Below are 19,700 nucleotides of genomic sequence, written 5' to 3'. Positions count from 1 at the left end.
CGAGCCGCACCCCCTTTAACCTTGCGCGGCCCTTCCCATATCGACCACGAGGGCGGCCGCAAGGGGCCTTCATGAAATTTTGGACGCGGGGCGCGCCGCTTAAATCAAAGGGCCGCCTCATGGTCAGAGGGGCTTTGAATGAACTTTGAGAAATACACCGAACGCGCGCGCGGATTCGTTCAGTCGGCGCAGTCGCTGGCGACGCGCGAAGGCCACCAGCAGTTTACGCCCGAACATATCCTGAAAGTCCTGCTCGACGACGATCAGGGCCTTTCCGCCGGGCTGATCGACCGCGCGGGCGGACGCTCGCGAGAGGCGCTGGCGAAAACCGAGGCCGCGCTCGCGAAAATGCCGAAAGTCGGCGGCTCAGGCGCTGGCCAGCTTTATCTCGCGCCGGCGACCGCGCGCCTCTTCGACAACGCCGAGAAGATCGCTCAGAAGGCGGGCGATTCCTACGTCACCGTCGAGCGACTGCTCCTCGCGCTGGCGATGGAGAAGGATTCCGAGGCCGCGCGCATCCTCAAGGACGCGGGCGTCACGCCGCAGACGCTGAACGCCGCGATCGAGGATCTGCGCAAGGGCCGCACCGCGGATTCGGCCTCCGCAGAAAACGCCTATGACGCGCTCAAGAAATACGCTCGCGACCTCACTGAAGCGGCGCGCGAGGGCAAGCTCGATCCGGTGATCGGCCGGGACGAGGAGATCCGCCGCACCGTGCAGGTGCTGTCGCGCCGCACCAAGAACAATCCGGTGCTCATCGGCGAGCCCGGCGTCGGCAAGACGGCGATCGTCGAAGGCCTGGCGCTGCGCATCGTCAATGGCGACGTGCCGGAGTCGCTCGAGGACAAGAAGCTGCTCGCGCTCGACATGGGCGCGCTGATCGCCGGCGCGAAATATCGCGGCGAATTCGAAGAGCGGCTCAAGGCGGTGCTTAACGAAGTCACCGCCGCCGAAGGCAATGTCATCCTGTTCATCGACGAGATGCACACGCTCGTCGGCGCCGGCAAGGCGGATGGCGCGATGGACGCCTCCAATCTGCTGAAACCGGCGCTCGCGCGCGGCGAACTGCATTGCGTCGGCGCGACCACGCTCGACGAATATCGCAAGCATGTCGAGAAGGATGCGGCGCTGGCGCGGCGCTTCCAGCCGGTCTTCGTCGACGAGCCGACCGTCGAGGATACGATCTCGATTCTGCGCGGCCTGAAAGAGAAATACGAACTCCACCATGGCGTGCGCATCACCGATAGCGCGATCGTCGCCGCGGCGACCTTGTCAAACCGCTACATCTCCGACCGCTTCCTGCCCGATAAGGCGATCGACCTCGTCGACGAGGCGTCGTCGCGCCTGCGCATGCAGATCGACTCGAAGCCCGAGGAGCTCGACGAACTCGACCGGCGCATCATTCAGCTGAAGATCGAGCAGGAAGCGCTCAAGAAGGAAACGGACGCCGCCTCGAAGGATCGACTGGCGAAGCTCGAAGGCGAACTCGCCGACTTCGAAGAGAAGTCGGCGGCGCTCACAGCGCGCTGGCGCGCAGAGAAGGACAAGCTCGGAACCGCGCAGAAGATCAAGGAGCAGCTGGAAGCGGCGCGCAACGAACTGGCGCAGGCGCAGCGGCGCGGCGAATATCAGCGCGCCGGCGAACTCACCTATGGCGTGATCCCCGATCTCGAAAAGAAGCTCAAGGAGACCGAAAGCGAAGCCGACACGCTGGTCGACGAGGCGGTCACCGCCAATGACGTGGCGCAGGTCGTCTCGCGCTGGACCGGCGTGCCGGTCGACAAGATGCTCGAAGGCGAACGCGAGAAGCTGCTGCATATGGAAGACGAGCTTTCAAAGCGCGTCGTCGGGCAGCATGACGCGGTCGTCGCCGTGTCGACGGCGGTGCGCCGCGCGCGCGCCGGACTGCAGGACCCGAACCGTCCGATCGGCAGCTTCATCTTCCTTGGCCCGACCGGCGTCGGCAAGACCGAGCTGACCAAGGCGCTCGCGAGCTTCCTCTTCGACGACGAGACCGCCATGGTGCGGCTCGACATGTCGGAATATATGGAGAAGCACTCGGTGGCGCGGCTGATCGGCGCGCCGCCCGGCTATGTCGGCTATGAGGAAGGCGGCGCTCTGACCGAAGCCGTACGCCGCAGGCCCTATCAGGTCGTGCTCTTCGATGAGATCGAGAAGGCGCATCCCGACGTCTTCAACGTGCTCTTGCAGGTGCTCGACGACGGGCGCCTCACGGACGGCCAGGGCCGCACCGTCGACTTCAAGAACACGCTGATCATCATGACGTCGAATCTCGGCTCGGAATTCCTCGTCATGCAGAAGGAGGGCGAGGATTCATCCGCCGTGCATGACGAAGTGATGCAGGTCGTGCGGGCGCATTTCAGGCCGGAATTCCTGAACCGTGTCGACGAGATCATCCTGTTCAACCGCCTGCAGCGCGAGGACATGGGCGCGATCGTCGACATTCAGATCAAGCGGCTGCAGAAGCTCCTCGAAGATCGCAAGATCACGGTGCATCTCGACTCGAAGGCGCGCGACTGGCTCGCGGCGAAGGGCTACGACCCGACCTATGGCGCGCGGCCGTTGAAGCGCGTCATTCAGAAGGAGCTGCAGGACACGCTCGCCGAGCGCATCCTCGCCGGCGAGATCATCGACGGCGCGACAGTCGAAGTTTCAGCCGACGCTTCGGGTCTGATCATCGACGGCAAGTCGGCGCATGGACGCGCCGCGCCGCTGCTGCGAACCGTCGGGAACGCCTGACCCTCACCCCAGCCCTCCCCCGCTTCGCGGGAGAGGGAGCAAGATTCGGCGCCCGATTGGAACCGCGCAAGCGCCGATCGCATGGGTTCCTCTCCCGCGAAGCGGGGGAGGACAAGGAGGGGGCTCGGCTCTTCATAATTCCGAGCGCCACTTTCTGACGCAGCGCATCGCGCTACCCCAGCCGCTCGGCGCGGCGGTTCAGCACATCCGACTCGCGCAGATCGAGTTCGCGCTCGATGCGCCGGCGCGCCTCGTCCTTGAGTTTGCCTTCCCGCAGCATGGCGTTGATCAGATCGCGCTCCTCGGCGATGAGCAGCAGTTCGATCTCATCGTGCAACGCCATCAAGGCGCGGCGGTCTTCGCTTGTCTCGCATTTCATGCGCACGCGTGAGAGGAAGTACTCCTGCTGCGCGAGAAGCGACGTCATCGCCTCTTCTGGCACGTCATGCTCCTCGCCAAAACGCGCGAGCTTCGCGCTCGAGGCCTCGATCGCCGCGTGGCGCGCGCGCAATTCCTCCCCGCGATCGAGAACGTGCTCCTCCCTGCCCGTTCTCGCGAGGCCGAGTCCGCGGATGATCCACGGCAACACGGAGCCCTGGAAGACGAGCGTCACCATCACGACGCAGAAAGTGAGAAAGAAGATCGAATCGCGATAGGGAAACGGCTCCCCCTGCGCCGTCACGAGCGGAATCGCCAGCGCCGCGGCAAGTGAGACGATCCCGCGCACGCCGGTGAAGGAAATGATGAAAGGCCATTGCCAGGGCGGCGGAGGATCGCGTCGCGCGAGCGGCGGAATAAGCCAACGCGGCGCATAGGTGAGCGGAAAGATCCACACGAAGCGGGCCAGAATCACGACGAGCGAGACAATCGCCGCCGACGTCATCAGCTCATGCATCGAATGATTCTGAATGCGCGCGACGAGTGCCTGCGCCTGCAGTCCCGTGAAGAGGAAGACCAGCCCTTCGATCAGGAACAGAAAGAAATTCCAGAAGAACACGCCCTGAAGGCGCGTCGCGGCGCTGATCAGTCGGGGCCCGTTCCAGCTGATGTAAAGGCCGGTCACGACGGTGGCGATGACTCCCGAGCCGCCGAGATGTTCCGGCGGCCAGTAGGCCAAGAACGGCGTGATCAGCGAAAGGGTGATTTCAATGCGCGGATCGCGCATGAAACGGCGCAGCCGCAACATCGTCCAGCCGACGACGAGGCCCCACAGGATCTCGCCGGCGATGATTGCGACGAACGTCTCGGCCCCCTGCGCCAGGGAGAAAGACCCCACGCTGACTGCCACGACCGCGAAGCGGTAGAGAACGAGCGCCGTCGCGTCATTGGCGAGGCCCTCCCCTTCCAGAATGACGAGGATGCGCCGAGGCAATTGCATCCGCCTCGCGATGGCGAGCGGCGCGACCGCGTCGGGCGGCGACACGATCGCGCCGAGCACAAAGCCGACCGCCAGGGGCCAGCCGAGCAGCCAGTTCGTCGCGACCGACACGGAAATGGTGGTGAAGACCACGCAGCCGACGGCGAGCAGGAAGATCGGCCGCAGATTGGAGCGAAATTCCCGCCAGCTCATGTTGATCGCGGAAATGTAGATCACCGGCGGCAGCACGAGGAGCAGCACGAACTGGGGCTCCAGTTCGAATGCCGGGACGCCAGGCGCCACGGCGATCAGCACGCCCGAGGCGACTAGCAGAATCGGCAAGGCGAAGCCGGAGCGCAGAGCGATAAAGGCGACGAACGCCACCGCCGCGAGAAGAAAGACGAGGATTTGCAGACCCGCGAGCATGCGCTCACCTCTATGACCGCGCTCAGTGGCAGGGGCAGCTCCGCGGCGCCGATGAAGCCAAGCTTATAACTTCCGAAGCGCCACTTCCTCGATCCTGTGATCGGCGTCCTTGGTCAGGATCAAACTCGCGCGCGGGCGGGTCGGCGCGATATTCTGGCGCAGATTCTCGAGATTGATCTTTGTCCAAATGTCCTTGGCGACGCGCGTCGTCTCGTCTTCGTCGAGGTCGGCATAGACGCGAAAATAGGATTTCGGATCTCGGAACGCCGTCTGCTGGAGCCGGCGAAAGCGCTCCACATACCAGCGCTCCAGCACGTCTTCGGGGGCGTCGAGATAGACCGAGAAGTCGAAGAAGTCGGAGACGAAGGGAATCTCCCGGCCGTCGCGCAGGCGCGGGGCGAGCAGAACATTGACGCCTTCGACGATGAGAATGTCGGGCCGGTCGACGCACGCCATTTCGCCTTCGATGACGTCGTAGGTCATGTGCGAATAGACCGGCGCGCAGACGTTGCGGCGGCCCGCCTTCACATCGGAAAGAAACCGCAGCAGCGACTTGTTGTCGTAGCTTTCGGGAAAGCCCTTCTTGTCCATCAGACTTTCGGCTTCGAGAATTCTGTTGGGCAAGAGAAATCCGTCGGTGGTGACGAGCTCCACCTTCGGCGTGTTCGGCCAGCGCGACAGCAAGGCGCGCAGCACGCGCGCCGTCGTGGATTTTCCCACCGCGACCGAGCCCGCGACTCCGATGATGTAGGGAACCTTGCCGTCCTCGGCGCCCAGAAAGCGCTGGGTCGCCTTGAAGAGACCCTGCGTCGCGGCGACGTAAAGCGCGAGCAGGCGCGACAGCGGCAGGTAGATTTCGATGACCTCTTCGAGAGAGATGGGGTCATTGAGCGATTTCAGCCGGGCGAGATCGTCGAGGGTCAGAGTCAGCGGCGTGTCGGCGCGCAGCGACGCCCATTCGGCGCGGGTGAAGTGCCGGTAAGGCGAAAGAAGAACCTCATTGCTCTCGGGGACGAGCTCGGCGGCCGTCATTCCTTCGCTCCGCGCGCGGCTTTCTCCGCAAGGCCGGACTGTTGGGTGCGCCGCTCCAGCTCATGCAACACCTCGGCCAGGGAAATGTCACGCGCTTCGAGCATCACGAGCAGATGATAAAATGTGTCGGCGACTTCATTGATGAGCGCCCTGCGGTCGCCCTCCATCGCCGCGATCACCGTTTCGACCGCCTCTTCCCCGAATTTCTTGGCGATGCGCGGCATTCCCGCGTCGAGCAGCGTTTTCGTATAGGAGGTCGAAGCGCTGTCATTGCGCCGCGATCTGATCAGCGCGGCGAGGTCGTCGAGGGTGAATTCCGTCATGCCGCCGCCTCCAGGCCGTCGAGCCGCATCGGCAGCCCCGCCGCCGCCATGTGAAGCTTCGCCTGCGGGATCGAATATTCGCCGAAATGGAAGATCGACGCGGCGAGCACGGCGCTTGCGTGGCCTTCCTTCACGCCGGCGACGAGATGATCGAGCGTTCCGACGCCGCCGGAGGCGATGACCGGCACCTGCACGGCGTCGGCGACGGCCCGCGTCAGCGCGATGTCGAAGCCGCTCTTCGTGCCGTCGCGATCCATCGAGGTTAAGAGGATTTCGCCTGCGCCGAGGTCGGTCACCTCGCGCGCATAGTCGATGGCGTCGATCCCCGTCGGGCGCCGTCCGCCGTGGGTGAAGATCTCCCAGCGGCTGTCGGCCGTGCGCTTGGCGTCGATGGCGACGACGATGCATTGCGCGCCGAACTTCTCCGAGGCTTCGCGCACGAAGCCGCGATTGGCGACGGCGGCCGAATTGATCGAGACCTTGTCGGCGCCCGCGAGCAGCAGATTGCGGATGTCGTCGAGCGTGCGCACGCCGCCGCCGACCGTGAGCGGCATGAAGCAGGCTTCCGCCGTGCGCTGCACCACGTCGAGGAGAATGCCGCGGTTTTCGTGGCTCGCGGTGATGTCCAGAAAGCAGAGTTCGTCCGCGCCGGCGGCGTCATAGGCGATGGCGCATTCGACCGGATCGCCGGCGTCCCGCAGATCGACGAAATTGACGCCTTTGACGACGCGGCCTTCCTTCACGTCGAGACAGGGAATGACGCGCGCTTTGAGCATCACGCGTCCTCCGCCGCCGCGCGCGCCCGGCGGATCAGCGCCAGCGCCTGCGCCGGGTCGAGCCGTCCGTCGTAAAGCGCGCGGCCGGTGATGGCGCCCGCGAGCTTGCGGCAGTCCGGCTGCAGCAGCCGCTCGACGTCCGCGAGCGAGGCGAGGCCGCCCGAGGCGATGACGGGGATCGTTAGCGCGTCGGCGAGCGCCAGAGTGGCCTCGATGTTGAGGCCGGTCAGAACGCCGTCGCGCGAGATGTCGGTGTAAATGATGGCGCTCACGCCAGCGTCTTCAAAGCTCTTGCCGAGGTCGAGCGCCGACATGCGGGTCGCGCGCGCCCAGCCGTCGACGGCGACAAAGCCGTTCTTGGCGTCGACCCCGACCGCCACGCGGCCCGGATAGAGGCGCGCCGCCTCGCGCACGAAGGAGGGGTCCTTGACGGCGGCCGTGCCGATAATGACGCGCGCCACTCCCTTATCAAGCCAGCGCGACAGCGTGCGCATGTCGCGAATGCCGCCGCCAAGCTGCACGGGAATGGTCAATGCGGCGAGAATCGATTCGACCGCCTGAGCGTTGCGCGGCGCGCCCGCGAAGGCGCCGTCGAGATCGACAACATGCAGATATTCGAATCCGACGCGCTCGAAGGCCCGCGCCTGCTCTGCGGGATCGTCGTTGAACACGGTCGCGCGGTCCATGTCGCCCTGCGCGAGGCGCACGCACTGCCCTTCCTTCAGATCGATTGCAGGAAACAGAATCACGGTCGCCACCTGAGGAAATTGCCGATCAGCGCTAGGCCGAGCCTCTGGCTTTTTTCGGGATGAAACTGCACGCCGACGAGATTGTCGCGCGCGACGGCCGCCGTGAGCGGCGCGCCATAGTCGGTCGTCGCCAGGACATGATCCGGCGACGTGGGGGTCAGCTGAAACGAGTGCACGAAATAGGCGTGCAGGCCGCGCTCTCCAGTGGGAACTCCAGCGAAAAGCGGATGTTCGCGACTCAGCGTCAGCGTGTTCCAGCCCATATGGGGAATTTTCAGCGAGGGATCGGCAGGCTCGATCGCGGCGACGTCGCCCGCGATCCAGCCAAGCCCCGGCGTCTCGCCGTGTTCGAGACCGCGCGCGCCCATGAGCTGCATGCCGACGCAAATGCCCAGGAACGGCCGGCCGCGGTCGATGACCGTCTCCTGCAGGGCTGCGTAAAGGCCGTCGATCGCCATCAGACCGCGACGGCAATCCGCGAAGGCGCCGACGCCCGGCAGGACGACGCGCTCGGCGGCGCGCACCGCGTCAGGATCGCTGGTGACGAGAATGTCGCCGTTCCCCTGCGATTCGCGCGCGGCGCGCTCGAAGGCTTTCAAAGCGGAATGCAGATTGCCCGACCCGTAGTCGATGATGGCGGTCGTCAAGGAGCGGGCTCCCGAACGTCTCTCGCTGCGGTCGGCGGCGCGGGGCGATGGCGATGGAAGAAGGCCGCCTCCGCCTCATCCATGTCGTCGCCGATGACGAGATCCCGTTCGACATAGCCGCGACGCGCCAAATTCCAGGCGACGAGCCGCTCCCCCTCGAAGCCGAGCCAGACGGCGAAGGCGAGCGTCAGCCACGACATCGCCTCCCGCGACACCCGCAGCTGCCAGGCGACCAGCGCCAGGACGACGAGAAGAAGCGTCCACAAGCCGGCCACAATCCAGGCCCGCCGCCAGGCGAGCCAGAACGGGCCGAAAATGAAGGCCGGCCAGGAAAAGCCGTCGCGCAGGAAGACGATCTTTTCGGGCGTCGGAGGCTTGCCCGGCCCGGTCGGCGGAAAATGAACAGTGAATATCGCCATCGGCCGTCCCCTCTCGGCGTCACTCGCCTCTTTCAGGCGGTGAGCGTTCCCTTGGTGGAAGGCGCTACGCCCTGAATGCGGCGTGGGTCGATCGCGACCGCCTTGCCGAAGGCGCGCGCGAAGCCCTTGAAGGCGCTCTCGGCGATATGGTGGCTGTTGACTCCCTTCAGGCGCTCGATGTGCAGCCCGACGCGGGCGTGGACCGCGAAGGCCTGAAAGAATTCGCGCATCAGTTCCGTGTCGAACGCGCCGATTCGCTCCGCCGGAAAAGTGACGTCGTAAACGAGAAAGGGCCGGCCCGAGACGTCCACGACGACGCGGGTCAGGGCTTCGTCGAGGGGCACATGGGCGTCCCCATAGCGGGAAATGCCGCTGCGGTCGCCGAGCGCGCGATCCACAGCCTGGCCGACGGCGATGCCGACGTCCTCGACCGTGTGGTGGCCGTCGATATGCAGATCGCCTTCGGCGCGGACGGTGAGATCCAGCGGCGCATGGCGGGCGATCTGATCGAGCATGTGATCGAAAAAGCCGATTCCGGTCGAGATCTCCGAGCAGCCGGCCCCGTCGAGGTCAACGGAGACCGAGATCCTCGTTTCCTTCGTATTGCGCTCGATCGTCGCGCTGCGCATTTCCCGCCTTTTCCTGGCCACCCGGCGACGCCGGAACTCCGGCGATCGGCGCCGGGGCTAGAGCAATTCCGCCCTGGATAAGCACCCGCGCCGCTTCCCCGTCAAGGAGAAGCGAGATGCGCGCCAACGCGCGCCTCTCATCGGCCGGATTGCCGGCGAAGCCGGAAGATGGTCCATATGTTCGCGCTGATTCCTCGCCCAAGCGCGACCACGACAATACAACCGACGCCGAAGAGCGCTTATAGCTCGGCGAAGAGCCCCTAAGAAGTCGCTCACATGCGCATAATGCCGCACGCGGCGCGACTTACCTGTCGCACAGCGACATGAGGGCGACGACGAGGACAATGGAAAATGCGACTTGGATTCGTCCTTGGCCTCAGCGCGGCGGCGTCAGCCTTAGCTCCGGCGGCCGCGGAACCCTGGCGGGACGGATTCGTGCCGCGCATCGAAGCGCTGGCGCTCATTCAAACGCTCAACGCTTCCTTGCTCGCAAGCCGCAGCGCCACGGCCACGCTCGAAAAATGGTGCGCTGACCACAGGATGTCCCCGGACCCCAAAATCGTCGCGCGCCGCGTTTCCGGGAGCGAGAAGCCGCCGAGCGAAGAGACGCGCAAACGTCTTGAGGTCGGCGCCGAGGAGCCGGTGAAATACCGGCGCGTGCAGCTCGCCTGCGGCGACCATGTGCTCTCCGAGGCTGACAATTGGTATGTGCCTCGACGGCTCTCCGATGAAATGAATCGCGCGCTGGAGACGACGGACACGCCTTTCGGCAAGGCGATCGCGCCGCTGCAGCCGTTCCGTCGCACCATCGAGATGAAGTTGCGCTGGTCGCCCCTTCCCGAGAGTTGGGAAACGTCGCTCAACGCCGCGGCGTCGCCTGAAAAGGCGACGGGGCCTCTCGCCATTCCGCACGAGCTCTTCGAGCACACGGCGGTCGTTTATGGGCGCGATCAACGACCCGTCTCCGAGGTGCATGAGACCTATACGGGCGAGATCTTGGACTTTCCGGCTCCGCCCGCCGGCGCGCCGCGGGAGTAGCTGTCGTCGCGCGCGGCGTCGTCTCGACGGCGGATTGGCCCGCCCAGCGCTCCGGCCTTGCTCAAAGGCCCGCCGAACCTTACATCGGCTGGACATCTCAGGCTGGATAACCGCGAATGGATAGCGAACAAAAACGCTCGGCGACCATGCACGCGACGACGATCATTCTCGTGAAGAAAGCGGGAGAAACGGTGATCGCCGGCGACGGCCAGGTCAGCCTCGGCCAGACGATCATGAAGGGCAACGCCAAGAAAGTTCGCCGCCTTGGCAAGGGCGACGTGATCGCGGGTTTCGCGGGCGCCACGGCCGACGCCTTCACGCTCTTCGAACGGCTCGAATCGAAACTCGAGCAATATCCGGGGCAATTGATGCGGGCCTGCGTCGAACTCGCCAAGGACTGGCGGATGGACCGCTATCTTCGGCGACTCGAAGCGATGATGCTCGTCGCCGACAAGAGCGTCGGTCTCGTGCTCACCGGGTCCGGCGACGTGCTGGAGCCGGAGGGCACAGGCGAGGGCGCCGTCGCCGCCATCGGCTCGGGCGGCAACTACGCGCTCGCCGCCGGACGCGCCCTGCTCGATACGCCGCTCGACGCCGAAGCCATTGCCCGCCGCGCAATGACGATCGCCTCCGAGATTTGCGTCTACACCAACCAGAATGTGGTGGTGGAAAAGATTTAGGCAGTCGGTGTTCGGCGGCTGGCGGTCGGATGATACGACCGCCGACTGCCGACTGCCTACTGCCGCTCCAAAGGAACTCACCATGTCCGACTTCTCGCCGCGCGAGATCGTTTCCGAACTCGATCGCTTTATCGTTGGGCAAAACGACGCCAAGCGCGCCGTCGCGATCGCGCTGCGCAACCGCTGGCGCCGTCTGCAGCTCGAAGGGCAGATGCGCGAGGAGGTGCTGCCCAAGAACATCCTCATGATCGGCCCGACAGGATGCGGCAAGACCGAGATCGCCCGCCGGCTCGCCCGTCTCGCCGGCGCGCCTTTCCTGAAGGTCGAAGCGACGAAATTCACCGAGGTGGGCTACGTCGGCCGCGACGTCGAACAGATCGTGCGCGATCTGGTCGAAGTCGCCATCGTGATGGTCAAGGAGCGCCGCCGCAAGGACGTGCAGGCGCGCGCGCAACAGGCCGCAGAAGAGCGCACGCTCGACGCGCTGGTCGGCCCCGCCGCTTCGCCGGGCACGAGAGAGACGTTCCGGCGCCGCCTGCGCGCGGGCGAACTCGACGACAAGGACATCGAGATCGAACTGACCCAATCGGGTTCGTCCATGCCGATGTTTGAACTTCCGAACATGCCCGGCGCGAGCGTCTCCGCCTTTTCGCTTGGGGACATCTTCGGCAAGGCGATGCAGCGCGGCAAGCCGCGCAAGCTCACCGTGAAGGAAGCGCAGGGACCGCTCGTCGCCGAAGAGAGCGACAAGCTGATCGACCAGGAGGCGAGCGTCCGCGAGGCGGTCCACGAGGTCGAGAACAATGGCATCGTCTTCATCGACGAGATGGACAAGATCTGCGCGCGCGAAGGGCGCGGCGGCGCCGACGTATCGCGCGAAGGCGTGCAGCGCGACCTCCTGCCGCTCATCGAAGGCACGACCGTCGCGACGAAACATGGGACGGTGAAGACGGATCATGTGCTGTTCATCGCCTCCGGCGCCTTCCATGTGGCCAAGCCGTCAGATCTGCTTCCCGAACTGCAAGGGCGCCTGCCGATTCGCGTCGAACTCGCTTCGCTCAACGAAGAGGATTTCCGCCGCATTCTCACCGAAACCGAGGCCTGCCTGACGAAGCAATATTCCGCGCTGCTCGGCACCGAGGGCGTCAACCTCGAATTTTCGCCCTCCGCCGTCGACGCGATCGCCAAGGTCGCCGTGCAGGTGAACACTTCCGTCGAAAATATCGGCGCGCGGCGCCTGCAGACCGTCATGGAGCGCGTGCTCGACGACATCAGCTTCTCGGCGTCCGACCGCGCCGGCGAAAAGATCGTCATCGACGGCGCCTATGTCGAGGAGCACATCGGCGATCTGGCGAAGAACAGGGATCTGAGCCGGTTTATTCTGTAGTCAAGTCAGATCCTTCATGCGCGCGACGAGCGTCATCGGGTGATGCGGACATTCGATGAAGCCGTGTCGCAGATAAAATTGCTGCGCGCGCTCAGAGATGGCGTGTACGAGCACGCCCGCGACGCCGCCGAACTCGGCCGCTTTACGGCTACGCAAGATCGCATCCCGCAGAAGCAAGGCGCCCAGCATTTTGCCTTGCTCGCTGCGATCAACCGCCAGCCGCCCTAGAACAAAGACCGGAATAGGATCGGGCATATTTCGGCGCAGGCGGCTCGGGGCCTTGCTCGAGGCGATGGCGCCCGCGGCCAGTGCGTAATACCCGATGACGCGAGTTCCACGCGCCGCCACAAACGTACGCGACGCGCCGCTGATCTGGTTCGCGCGTGCGCGCCGCTTCAACCAGTCATCAAGTGACGGTTCGCCGCTACAGAAATCGTCGATGTCGTGCGCATCGGTCAGCGCCTCCGGCGCCGTAATCGGCGTCACGTCCGATCCCACGGCGCCTTCATGTTCATGAGCTTCCGCAGACGCGCGTTTGGTTTCGCCGGCGCGTCAAACAGACTTCGGAATCGATCGAAAGTCTTCTCGTCGACAACGATTAGATTCGTATCAAGCAGCGTCTCATGGGCCGCCCGGCGGGAAGCCTCGACCATGAACTCGGTTCGAGTCTTGCCCGCGACTTTCGCGGCGCGGTCGATGATGTTCCGGTCCTCCTGCGCCATGCGAAGGTTCACGAGACCGCGCAATGCGGCTTTGGGCTGCTTTCGCGCCTGAGCCATATTGGCCCCCTAGCAGTAAAGACATTGTCTATCTACACTATGCCTGCCGAATTTCAACACGTTCTCGGCTGCACGCCCCGGAGCCACTTGCGCCTGCGCGCGCTTCTCGCCATAAGACCGGCCAAACCCAAAACCTTGGCCAATCCCATGTCCACTTTCCCTCAGCGCGTCTTCTCCGGCGTGCAGTCCACCGGCAATCTGCATCTCGGCAACTATCTCGGCGCGATCGTCAAATTCGTCGAGCTGCAGAAGAGCTTCGATTGCATGTATTGCGTCGTCGACCTGCATGCGATCACGGTCCCGCAGGACCCGATCGCGCTGAAGGCGAATACGCGCGAGATCGCCGCCGCCTTCATCGCCTGCGGCATCGACCCTAAGGAGAACATCGTCTTTAACCAGAGCCAGGTGCCGGAGCACGCCGAGCTCGCCTGGGTGTTGAATTGCGTCGCGCGCATCGGCTGGCTCAATCGCATGACGCAGTTCAAGGACAAGGCCGGCAAGGATCGCGAGAACGCCTCCATGGGTCTGCTCGATTATCCGGTGCTGATGGCCGCCGACATCTTGATCTACCGGGCGACCCATGTGCCGGTCGGCGACGACCAGAAGCAGCATCTGGAGCTCGCGCGGGATATTGCGCAAAAGTTCAACAATGATTTCTCGGAGTCGATCGCGCGCAACGGCTTTGGCGAAGCGTTCTTTCCCCTGCCCGAGCCGCTGATCTCCGGGCCGGCGACGCGCGTCATGAGCCTGCGCGACGGCACGAAGAAAATGTCGAAATCCGACGCTTCCGACTATTCGCGCATCAATCTTTCGGACGACGCCGACCAGATCGCGCAGAAGGTGAAGAAGGCGAAGACCGATCCCGACGCGCTGCCCTCCGAGGAAAAAGGCCTCGAAGGACGCCCGGAAGCCGACAATCTCGTTGGCATCTTCGCGGCGCTCTCCCAGCGCAGCAAGGCGGATGTGCTCGGCGAATTTGGCGGCGCGAATTTCTCGACCTTCAAGAGCGCGCTCGTCGATCTCGCCGTCGCCAAGCTCGCGCCGATCACCGACAAGATGCGCCGCATCCGCGAGGACGAAACCTATGTCGACGGCGTGCTGCGCGACGGCGCGGAGCGCGCCCGCGCCATCGCCCGCGAGAACATGAATGCGGTGAAGGACATCGTGGGGTTTTTGCGTTAGGCCGCTACTTGTTTCCCACTTCTCTGAGAAGACGCTCGACCTCAGATTTGAGAGGCGGGAGTTCATTTCTGATGACATCCCAGACAAGTACGAGATCGACGCCCCAATATGCGTGAATTAGTCGGTTGCGGAACGCAATGATCCTTTTCCAAGGGATCGGCGTTTCCGCCCGCACGTCAGGCGCGAGTCGGCTGGCCGCCTCTCCTATAATCTCGAAATTGCGTATCACCGCATCTTGAATCATTCTCTCGCTTATAAACGCTTGTTCTCCCCCGGAGACATAGGTCTCGATCGCGGCGATGCTGTCGAGAATATGTTCGAGATATAAGCGATCGGATCTCACAGAGTGATCATTTCCTCGTCGATGAGCGGCTTCAAGTAAGGACTGAGGCCGCGCGAAGTGATCAGATCGACCTCTCGACCGATGAGCCGTTCCAGTTCCTCGGCGAGCGCTAAAAAATCGGAGAAGCCGCGGTCGCCAGCCAGATCGATCAAAATATCCACATCGCTGGATGGCGTTTCAGACCTTCGAGCGACCGACCCAAAAAGCCGGACATTCGACGCTCCGTGCCGACTGGCGGCCTTAAGCACTTCCGCGCGTTTGGCGAGCAGGGTGTCGAGCAGTGGCATCGTTAGTTCCTCTGCCGCGATCGTATCAGCTTTTTTGCCTCGCCGCTGCGGGCGCCTGCCCCCCGCTCGCCCAGTCAAGCAATTCGACGGTGTGAACAACCGGAATCTCAGTGCCCGACCTGATCTGAACGATGCAGCCGATATTGCCCGCGGCGACGATATCCGGCGCGACGCTCTCGATATTCGCGACCTTGCGCGACCGCAGCTCTCCCGCAAAACGTGGTTGCAGCACGTTGTAAGTGCCTGCGGAACCGCAGCAGATGTGGCCCTCAGGAACGCCGACGACGTCAAAGCCCGCCGCGCGGAGAAGTCCTACCGGCTCTTGCGATATCTTCTGACCATGTTGCAGAGAACAGGCCGAGTGGTAGGCCACCCGAAGTTTCGGCGCATCGCCCGATGGCGCAAAGCCGACCATGTCGAGAAGTTCCGTCACGTCCTTCGTCATCGCCGAGATACGCGCAGCCTTGTCCGCAAGAGTCGGGTCATCGCGGAACATATGGCCGTAGTCCTTCACGCTCGTTCCGCAGCCTGACGCGTTGACGACGATATGATCCAGCCCGCCGTTCTCAATTTCACGCCACCAGGCGTAGATGTTCGCACGCGCATAGCGTAAGGAATCGTCGACCTTGCCGAGATGATGCGGCAGCGCGCCACAGCAGCCGGCGCCTCTCGCGACGACGACCTCAACGCCATGGCGCGTGAGCAGCCGTATCGTCGCCTCATTGATCGACGGGTCGATGACGGTCTGCACGCAGCCGCTGAGCAGCGCCACGCGCATCTTGCGCGCACCTTGCGCGGAAAAGACCTGCGGAGAGTCGACCGCTGAAGGAGGCTGCAGCCGCTCCGGCGCGAGCGCAAACGGCGCCGCCAAACGGCGCGGCAGCAAGCGCGCCAATGCGCGCAAAGCCGCCGTCAAGCGGAACAGCGGGCGCGATAGCGACGGACGCGGCAGCACAAAGGCAAGACCGGTCCGCATGACGCGCTCCACAAAGGGCCGCCGATATGTTGTTTCGATATGCGCCCGCGCGTGGTCGACAAGATGCATGAAATGCACGCCCGAAGGGCAAGTCGTCATGCAGGAAAGGCAGGAGAGACAGCGATCGATGTGGCGCGCGGTTTGGACGTCCGCGGGCCGCTCCTTCTCGAACATTTCCTTGATGAGGTAGATTCGGCCGCGCGGCCCATCGAGTTCGTCGCCGGTGAGAAGATAGGTGGGGCATGTCGCCGTGCAGAACCCGCAATGCACACAGGCGCGCAGGATCTTCTCCGTCTCCGCCATGTCGGGATCGGCCAGCGCCTGCAGCGAGAAAAACGTCTGCATTGGCTTTAGAAATCCGCGCGCATGCGACCGCGCTCCAGAATATGCGCCGGATCGAAGCTTTCCTTGACCCGGCGCGTCAGCGCGGCGAGCGCCGCCGGCTGCGGATGAAACACGTCAACCGTCGCGCGTGTTTCTTCGCTCGCGCGGATGAGCGTCGCATGGCCGCCGCCGGCGTCGACTGCTTCGCGCACGATGGCTGCGTGTGCGTCAGGCGCGGTCTCAACGCACAGCCAGATCAGACCGCCCGCCCAATCGTAGAAATGCCCCAGCACGGGCGCGCCGGCGCGGCGGATGCGTTCGACGACCGCGAAGCCCTCAGTCGGCGCCACGGAAATGCGCCAGATCTGACCGATCCGGTCGGCGACGGGCGCGGCGTCGCGCAGCGCTTTCCAAAGCGCCGCCGAGTCGCGCGCGTCGAGCGCCTCGAACCGGACACCATCGCTCGCCAGTCGCCGGATGAGATCGTCGCGGCGCGCCGTCACGGAAATCGCCGGACCTTCCAGCCGTATCGCTGCGGCGTTGGCGTCCAGCGTCAAGGGGGCGGCGCCGGCGGGCAGCATCGCCAGCGAGGAGGGCTCGCAGGGCGTAGCGGTGGCGCGGCGCAGGAGCGCGAGGCTTTCCGCCTCGTCCGCGCCGATCGCCAGCAGCGTGCGTTCAGTCTCAGGTTTCGGCAGCACCTTGAGCGTCAGCTCCGTCAGGAGCGCCAAAGTGCCATATGAGCCGCAGACAAGCTTCGACACATCATAGCCGGTGACGTTTTTCATCACGCGGCCGCCGGACTTCACAAGCTCTCCGCGTCCGGTGACGCAGCGGAACCCGAGCAGATGATCGCGCGCCGCGCCGGCTTTGATCCGCCGCGGACCGGAGGCGTTCACGGAGATGACGCCTCCGATCGTGGCGCCAGCCACGTCTGCGCTGAGGAGCTGTCCGTAGTCCATCGGTTCGAAGGCGAGCTGCTGGCCATGCTGATCCAGCAACGCCTCTATGTCGCTCAAACGCGTGCCGGCCCGCGCCGAAAGCACGAGTTCATTGGGCTCGTAGAGCGTCACGCCGGTCAGCGCGGTTGTGGAGAGCGCCAGCGCTTGCGGCGCGTGACGGCCGAGCCGGGACTTGGAGTCGCCGCCGACGACCGCGCAAGAGGTTCCTTTCGCATTCGCCGCGCAGATCGCGTCGACCGCTTCCGCCTCGTCGCGGATCTCAAGCGTCGCCGAAGCCGACATCGTCAAAATCTCGGCAGATCTGGAAACGACGTTTTTCCGCCGGAGACATGCATCATCCCGAACTCGGCGCACCGATGCAGCGTCGGAAACACCTTGCCCGGATTGAGACGTCCCGCCGGGTCGAACGCGCATTTGAGCCGCATCTGCTGCTCGAGGTCGACGTCGGAAAACATTTCGCCCATGAGGTCGCGCTTCTCGACGCCGACGCCATGCTCGCCTGTCAGAACGCCGCCGAGTGAAACGCAGAGCCGCAAGATGTCGAAGCCGAGCTTTTCCGCCCGTTCCACATCGCCCTCCTTGGAAGCGTCGTAGAGAATCAGCGGGTGGAGATTGCCGTCGCCGGCATGAAAGACATTGGCGACGCTTAAGCCTTGCTCTTTGGCGAGCCGATCCATGCCGGCGAGCGCTTCCGGCAGCCGCGCCCGCGGAATCGTGCCGTCCATGCACAAATAGTCGGGCGCAATGCAGCTCACCGCCGGGAAGGCGTTCTTGCGACCGGCCCAGAACTGCAGCCGCTCTGCTTCGCTCGTCGACGCGCGTATCGTCGTCGCCCCTTCCTCGCGCGCAATGTCCTGCACCACGCCGACGAGATGATCGACTTCCGCCTGCGTCCCGTCGAGTTCGACGATGACCAGCGCTTCGGCGTCGAGCGGATAGCCGCAAGGCTGAAAGCGCTCCACGGCGTGGATCGTCGCCCTGTCCATCATTTCCAGGCCTGCAGGAATGACGCCGCGCGCGATGATCGCGCCGACGCAGCGCGCGCCTGCCGCGACGCTCGCAAAGCCGAGCAGCAGGCCCCTTGCGACGGGCGGTCTTTGCAGCAGCCGCACCGTCACCTCGGTGACGACGCCGAGCAATCCTTCGGAGCCAGTCATCAGGCCAATAAGATCGTAGCCCTCGCTGTCGAGATGCTTGCCGCCCAGCCTGATAAGGTCGCCGCCCATCAGCACGACCTCGAGTCCGAGGATGTTATTGGTCGTCAGGCCATATTTCAGGCAGTGAACGCCGCCGGCGTTCTCGGCGACATTGCCGCCGATCGAACAGGCGATCTGCGATGACGGATCCGGCGCATAGTAGAAGCCCTGCGCTTCGACGGCTTTGGAGATCGCCAGGTTCTGAACGCCAGGCTGGACGCGCGCGCAGCGGTTTTCATAATCGATTTCGAGAATGCGATTGAACTTGGACATGCCGAGAAGAATGCCGTCTTCAAGCGGCATCGAGCCGCCGGAGAGCGATGTGCCGGCGCCGCGAGGCACGACCTTGACATTCATTTCGGCGGCGAGCGCCATGACGGCCCGCACCTGCTCGACGCTTTCGGGCAGCGTGACGACGAGCGGGAGCGCCCGATACATGGTGAAGGCGTCGCATTCGTAGGCGCGACGCGCGACCTCGTCCACGATCAGGCTCTCGCGAGGCAGAATGGCGCCGAGCCGCGCGATCAGTTCAGTGCGCGCCGCCATGATCGCCGGCTCAGGCGCCGGCATGAGGAGCGTCATGGACCCGCGAGCCTCCAACGCGAGCGAGAGCGCCGCTGAACGCCGCAGCCCTATAGCGGACCACGACTTCGCGTCGGACCGCGCCCTACGATCCAACCCGTTTAGTCGAGCCGGCAATTCGGCGCAAGCGTCCGCACTGGCGGCTCCTCTTCGGCGACTGCCTTCAAGGCGCCGGATAACCCTTTCTTTACGATCTTTGTGACTGGCGACGCATTCTCGAAAGAGCGCTTCCGTCGAATGTCCTCGCCCGTAGACTCAAAAGTCCTGACGCTTTCCGAAAGTCTACCCGGACATGACAGAAGTCACTCGACGGGAGGGTTATCTTGCGCCACAAATAAACTCCGTAGGTGAATGAAAGCGCGCTTGCCGCCATGGCGCGGCGGATAGCGGCGCCGCAGACGGTCGCCGCCTTTCATTAATCTTCGCATGTTACGCCGACATCGGCGCGTATGCAGGAGACAGGCCCAAGGGCGATGACCAAAACCATCCTCATCGTCGAGGATAATGAGCTCAATATGAAGCTCTTCAACGACCTTCTGGAATCGAACGGTCATGCGACTTTGCGCACGAAAAGCGGGCTTGAGGCGATCTCCCTGGCCCGCAGCCATCGGCCGGATTTGATCCTGATGGACATCCAGCTGCCGGAGATCAGCGGGCTGGAAGTCACGCGCAGGCTCAAGGAGGACAAGGACCTGCGCGATATACCCGTCATCGCCATCACCGCCTTCGCGATGAAAGGCGACGAGGAAAAAATCCTTCAGGGCGGTTGTGAAGCCTATTTGTCAAAACCCATTTCAGTGGCGAAATTCTTGGAGACAGTGAATTCCTTCCTCGCAGCAAAACGCTGAG

General features: G+C 64.1%; 21 protein-coding genes. 6 read left to right on the top strand and 15 right to left on the bottom strand.

The window, feature by feature from the left end; translation table 11 throughout:
• Positions 1 to 138 precede the first annotated feature (138 nt).
• Positions 139 to 2,760 (top strand): ATP-dependent chaperone ClpB, encoded by a 2,622-nt coding sequence (gene clpB, locus AC0X69_RS17280; protein WP_482609185.1) that lies wholly within the window; start codon positions 139 to 141, stop codon positions 2,758 to 2,760.
• 172 nt (positions 2,761 to 2,932) lie between these two features.
• Here the strand turns inward: clpB and AC0X69_RS17275 are convergent, their stop codons facing one another.
• The 8 genes from AC0X69_RS17275 to hisB all read right to left on the bottom strand — a co-directional run bounded on the left by AC0X69_RS17275 (position 2,933) and on the right by hisB (position 9,118).
• Positions 2,933 to 4,543 (bottom strand): Na+/H+ antiporter, encoded by a 1,611-nt coding sequence (locus tag AC0X69_RS17275; protein WP_482609183.1) that lies wholly within the window; start codon positions 4,541 to 4,543, stop codon positions 2,933 to 2,935.
• Between the two features lie 63 nt (positions 4,544 to 4,606).
• Positions 4,607 to 5,575: a type I pantothenate kinase gene (gene coaA, locus AC0X69_RS17270; protein ID WP_482609181.1), complete on the bottom strand. Its 969-nt coding sequence runs from the start codon at positions 5,573 to 5,575 to the stop codon at positions 4,607 to 4,609.
• Entirely contained in the window at positions 5,572 to 5,898 is a 327-nt protein-coding gene (locus tag AC0X69_RS17265; protein WP_482609179.1) for a phosphoribosyl-ATP diphosphatase, read from the bottom strand. The genes coaA and AC0X69_RS17265 overlap by 4 nt, the downstream gene beginning before the upstream one ends.
• Positions 5,895 to 6,674, bottom strand: coding sequence for an imidazole glycerol phosphate synthase subunit HisF (gene hisF, locus AC0X69_RS17260; protein WP_482609177.1), 780 nt, complete (start codon positions 6,672 to 6,674; stop codon positions 5,895 to 5,897). Before hisF ends, AC0X69_RS17265 begins: the two co-directional genes overlap by 4 nt.
• Positions 6,674 to 7,423, bottom strand: a complete 750-nt coding sequence (gene hisA / locus AC0X69_RS17255) for a 1-(5-phosphoribosyl)-5-[(5-phosphoribosylamino)methylideneamino]imidazole-4-carboxamide isomerase (protein ID WP_482613430.1) — start codon at positions 7,421 to 7,423, stop codon at positions 6,674 to 6,676. Before hisA ends, hisF begins: the two co-directional genes overlap by 1 nt.
• The gene (gene hisH, locus AC0X69_RS17250) at positions 7,420 to 8,070 is read right to left on the bottom strand and encodes an imidazole glycerol phosphate synthase subunit HisH (RefSeq protein WP_482609175.1); all 651 of its coding nucleotides are present in this window, start codon (positions 8,068 to 8,070) and stop codon (positions 7,420 to 7,422) included. The genes hisA and hisH overlap by 4 nt, the downstream gene beginning before the upstream one ends.
• Complete coding sequence (locus tag AC0X69_RS17245) at positions 8,067 to 8,489, bottom strand: DUF2628 domain-containing protein (RefSeq protein WP_482609173.1); 423 nt, start codon at positions 8,487 to 8,489, stop codon at positions 8,067 to 8,069. The genes hisH and AC0X69_RS17245 overlap by 4 nt, the downstream gene beginning before the upstream one ends.
• 32 nt (positions 8,490 to 8,521) lie before the next feature.
• Positions 8,522 to 9,118 carry an imidazoleglycerol-phosphate dehydratase HisB gene (gene hisB / locus AC0X69_RS17240; protein ID WP_482609171.1) on the bottom strand — a complete coding sequence of 199 codons (597 nt, stop codon included), beginning with the start codon at positions 9,116 to 9,118 and terminating at the stop codon, positions 8,522 to 8,524.
• 351 nt (positions 9,119 to 9,469) lie between these two features.
• On the opposite strand from hisB, the gene AC0X69_RS17235 reads away from it, so the two are divergent.
• From AC0X69_RS17235 to hslU, 3 genes are all read left to right on the top strand, one after another.
• Positions 9,470 to 10,156: a hypothetical protein gene (locus tag AC0X69_RS17235; RefSeq protein WP_482609169.1), complete on the top strand. Its 687-nt coding sequence runs from the start codon at positions 9,470 to 9,472 to the stop codon at positions 10,154 to 10,156.
• 116 nt (positions 10,157 to 10,272) lie between these two features.
• A complete protein-coding gene (hslV, locus tag AC0X69_RS17230; protein WP_482609167.1) occupies positions 10,273 to 10,836 on the top strand; it encodes an ATP-dependent protease subunit HslV in 564 nt (187 codons plus the stop codon).
• 82 nt (positions 10,837 to 10,918) lie between these two features.
• Positions 10,919 to 12,223 carry an ATP-dependent protease ATPase subunit HslU gene (hslU, locus tag AC0X69_RS17225; RefSeq protein WP_482609165.1) on the top strand — a complete coding sequence of 435 codons (1,305 nt, stop codon included), beginning with the start codon at positions 10,919 to 10,921 and terminating at the stop codon, positions 12,221 to 12,223.
• On the opposite strand, the gene AC0X69_RS17220 is transcribed toward hslU, so the two are convergent.
• Positions 12,224 to 12,709: a GNAT family N-acetyltransferase gene (locus AC0X69_RS17220; RefSeq protein ID WP_482609163.1), complete on the bottom strand. Its 486-nt coding sequence runs from the start codon at positions 12,707 to 12,709 to the stop codon at positions 12,224 to 12,226.
• Positions 12,706 to 13,002 carry a type II toxin-antitoxin system TacA family antitoxin gene (locus AC0X69_RS17215; protein WP_482609161.1) on the bottom strand — a complete coding sequence of 99 codons (297 nt, stop codon included), beginning with the start codon at positions 13,000 to 13,002 and terminating at the stop codon, positions 12,706 to 12,708. The genes AC0X69_RS17220 and AC0X69_RS17215 overlap by 4 nt, the downstream gene beginning before the upstream one ends.
• 147 nt (positions 13,003 to 13,149) lie before the next feature.
• Between AC0X69_RS17215 and trpS the strand changes: the two genes are divergently transcribed.
• Positions 13,150 to 14,184, top strand: coding sequence for a tryptophan--tRNA ligase (gene trpS / locus AC0X69_RS17210; protein WP_482609159.1), 1,035 nt, complete (start codon positions 13,150 to 13,152; stop codon positions 14,182 to 14,184).
• Positions 14,185 to 14,188: 4 nt separating this feature from the next.
• Here trpS and AC0X69_RS17205 read toward each other — a convergent pair whose 3' ends face one another.
• The 5 genes from AC0X69_RS17205 to AC0X69_RS17185 are packed head-to-tail and all read right to left on the bottom strand — an operon-like array spanning position 14,189 to position 18,851.
• Positions 14,189 to 14,527: a HepT-like ribonuclease domain-containing protein gene (locus tag AC0X69_RS17205; protein WP_482609158.1), complete on the bottom strand. Its 339-nt coding sequence runs from the start codon at positions 14,525 to 14,527 to the stop codon at positions 14,189 to 14,191.
• Entirely contained in the window at positions 14,524 to 14,814 is a 291-nt protein-coding gene (locus AC0X69_RS17200) for a nucleotidyltransferase family protein (protein WP_482609157.1), read from the bottom strand. The genes AC0X69_RS17205 and AC0X69_RS17200 overlap by 4 nt, the downstream gene beginning before the upstream one ends.
• Before the next feature lie 25 nt (positions 14,815 to 14,839).
• Positions 14,840 to 16,135, bottom strand: a complete 1,296-nt coding sequence (gene glcF, locus AC0X69_RS17195) for a glycolate oxidase subunit GlcF (protein ID WP_482609156.1) — start codon at positions 16,133 to 16,135, stop codon at positions 14,840 to 14,842.
• Positions 16,136 to 16,140: 5 nt separating this feature from the next.
• The gene (glcE, locus tag AC0X69_RS17190) at positions 16,141 to 17,355 is read right to left on the bottom strand and encodes a glycolate oxidase subunit GlcE (RefSeq protein ID WP_482609154.1); all 1,215 of its coding nucleotides are present in this window, start codon (positions 17,353 to 17,355) and stop codon (positions 16,141 to 16,143) included.
• 2 nt (positions 17,356 to 17,357) lie between these two features.
• Positions 17,358 to 18,851, bottom strand: a complete 1,494-nt coding sequence (locus tag AC0X69_RS17185; protein ID WP_482609152.1) for an FAD-linked oxidase C-terminal domain-containing protein — start codon at positions 18,849 to 18,851, stop codon at positions 17,358 to 17,360.
• Positions 18,852 to 19,324: 473 nt separating this feature from the next.
• On the opposite strand from AC0X69_RS17185, the gene AC0X69_RS17180 reads away from it, so the two are divergent.
• A complete protein-coding gene (locus AC0X69_RS17180) occupies positions 19,325 to 19,699 on the top strand; it encodes a response regulator (RefSeq protein WP_482609150.1) in 375 nt (124 codons plus the stop codon).
• Position 19,700: the final 1 nt, after the last annotated feature.

The organism is Methylocystis sp. Uni0008 (assembly GCF_056838045.1).
The sequence above is the reverse complement of the archived record's forward strand: the minus strand, read 5'-3'. Positions and strand labels throughout refer to the sequence as shown.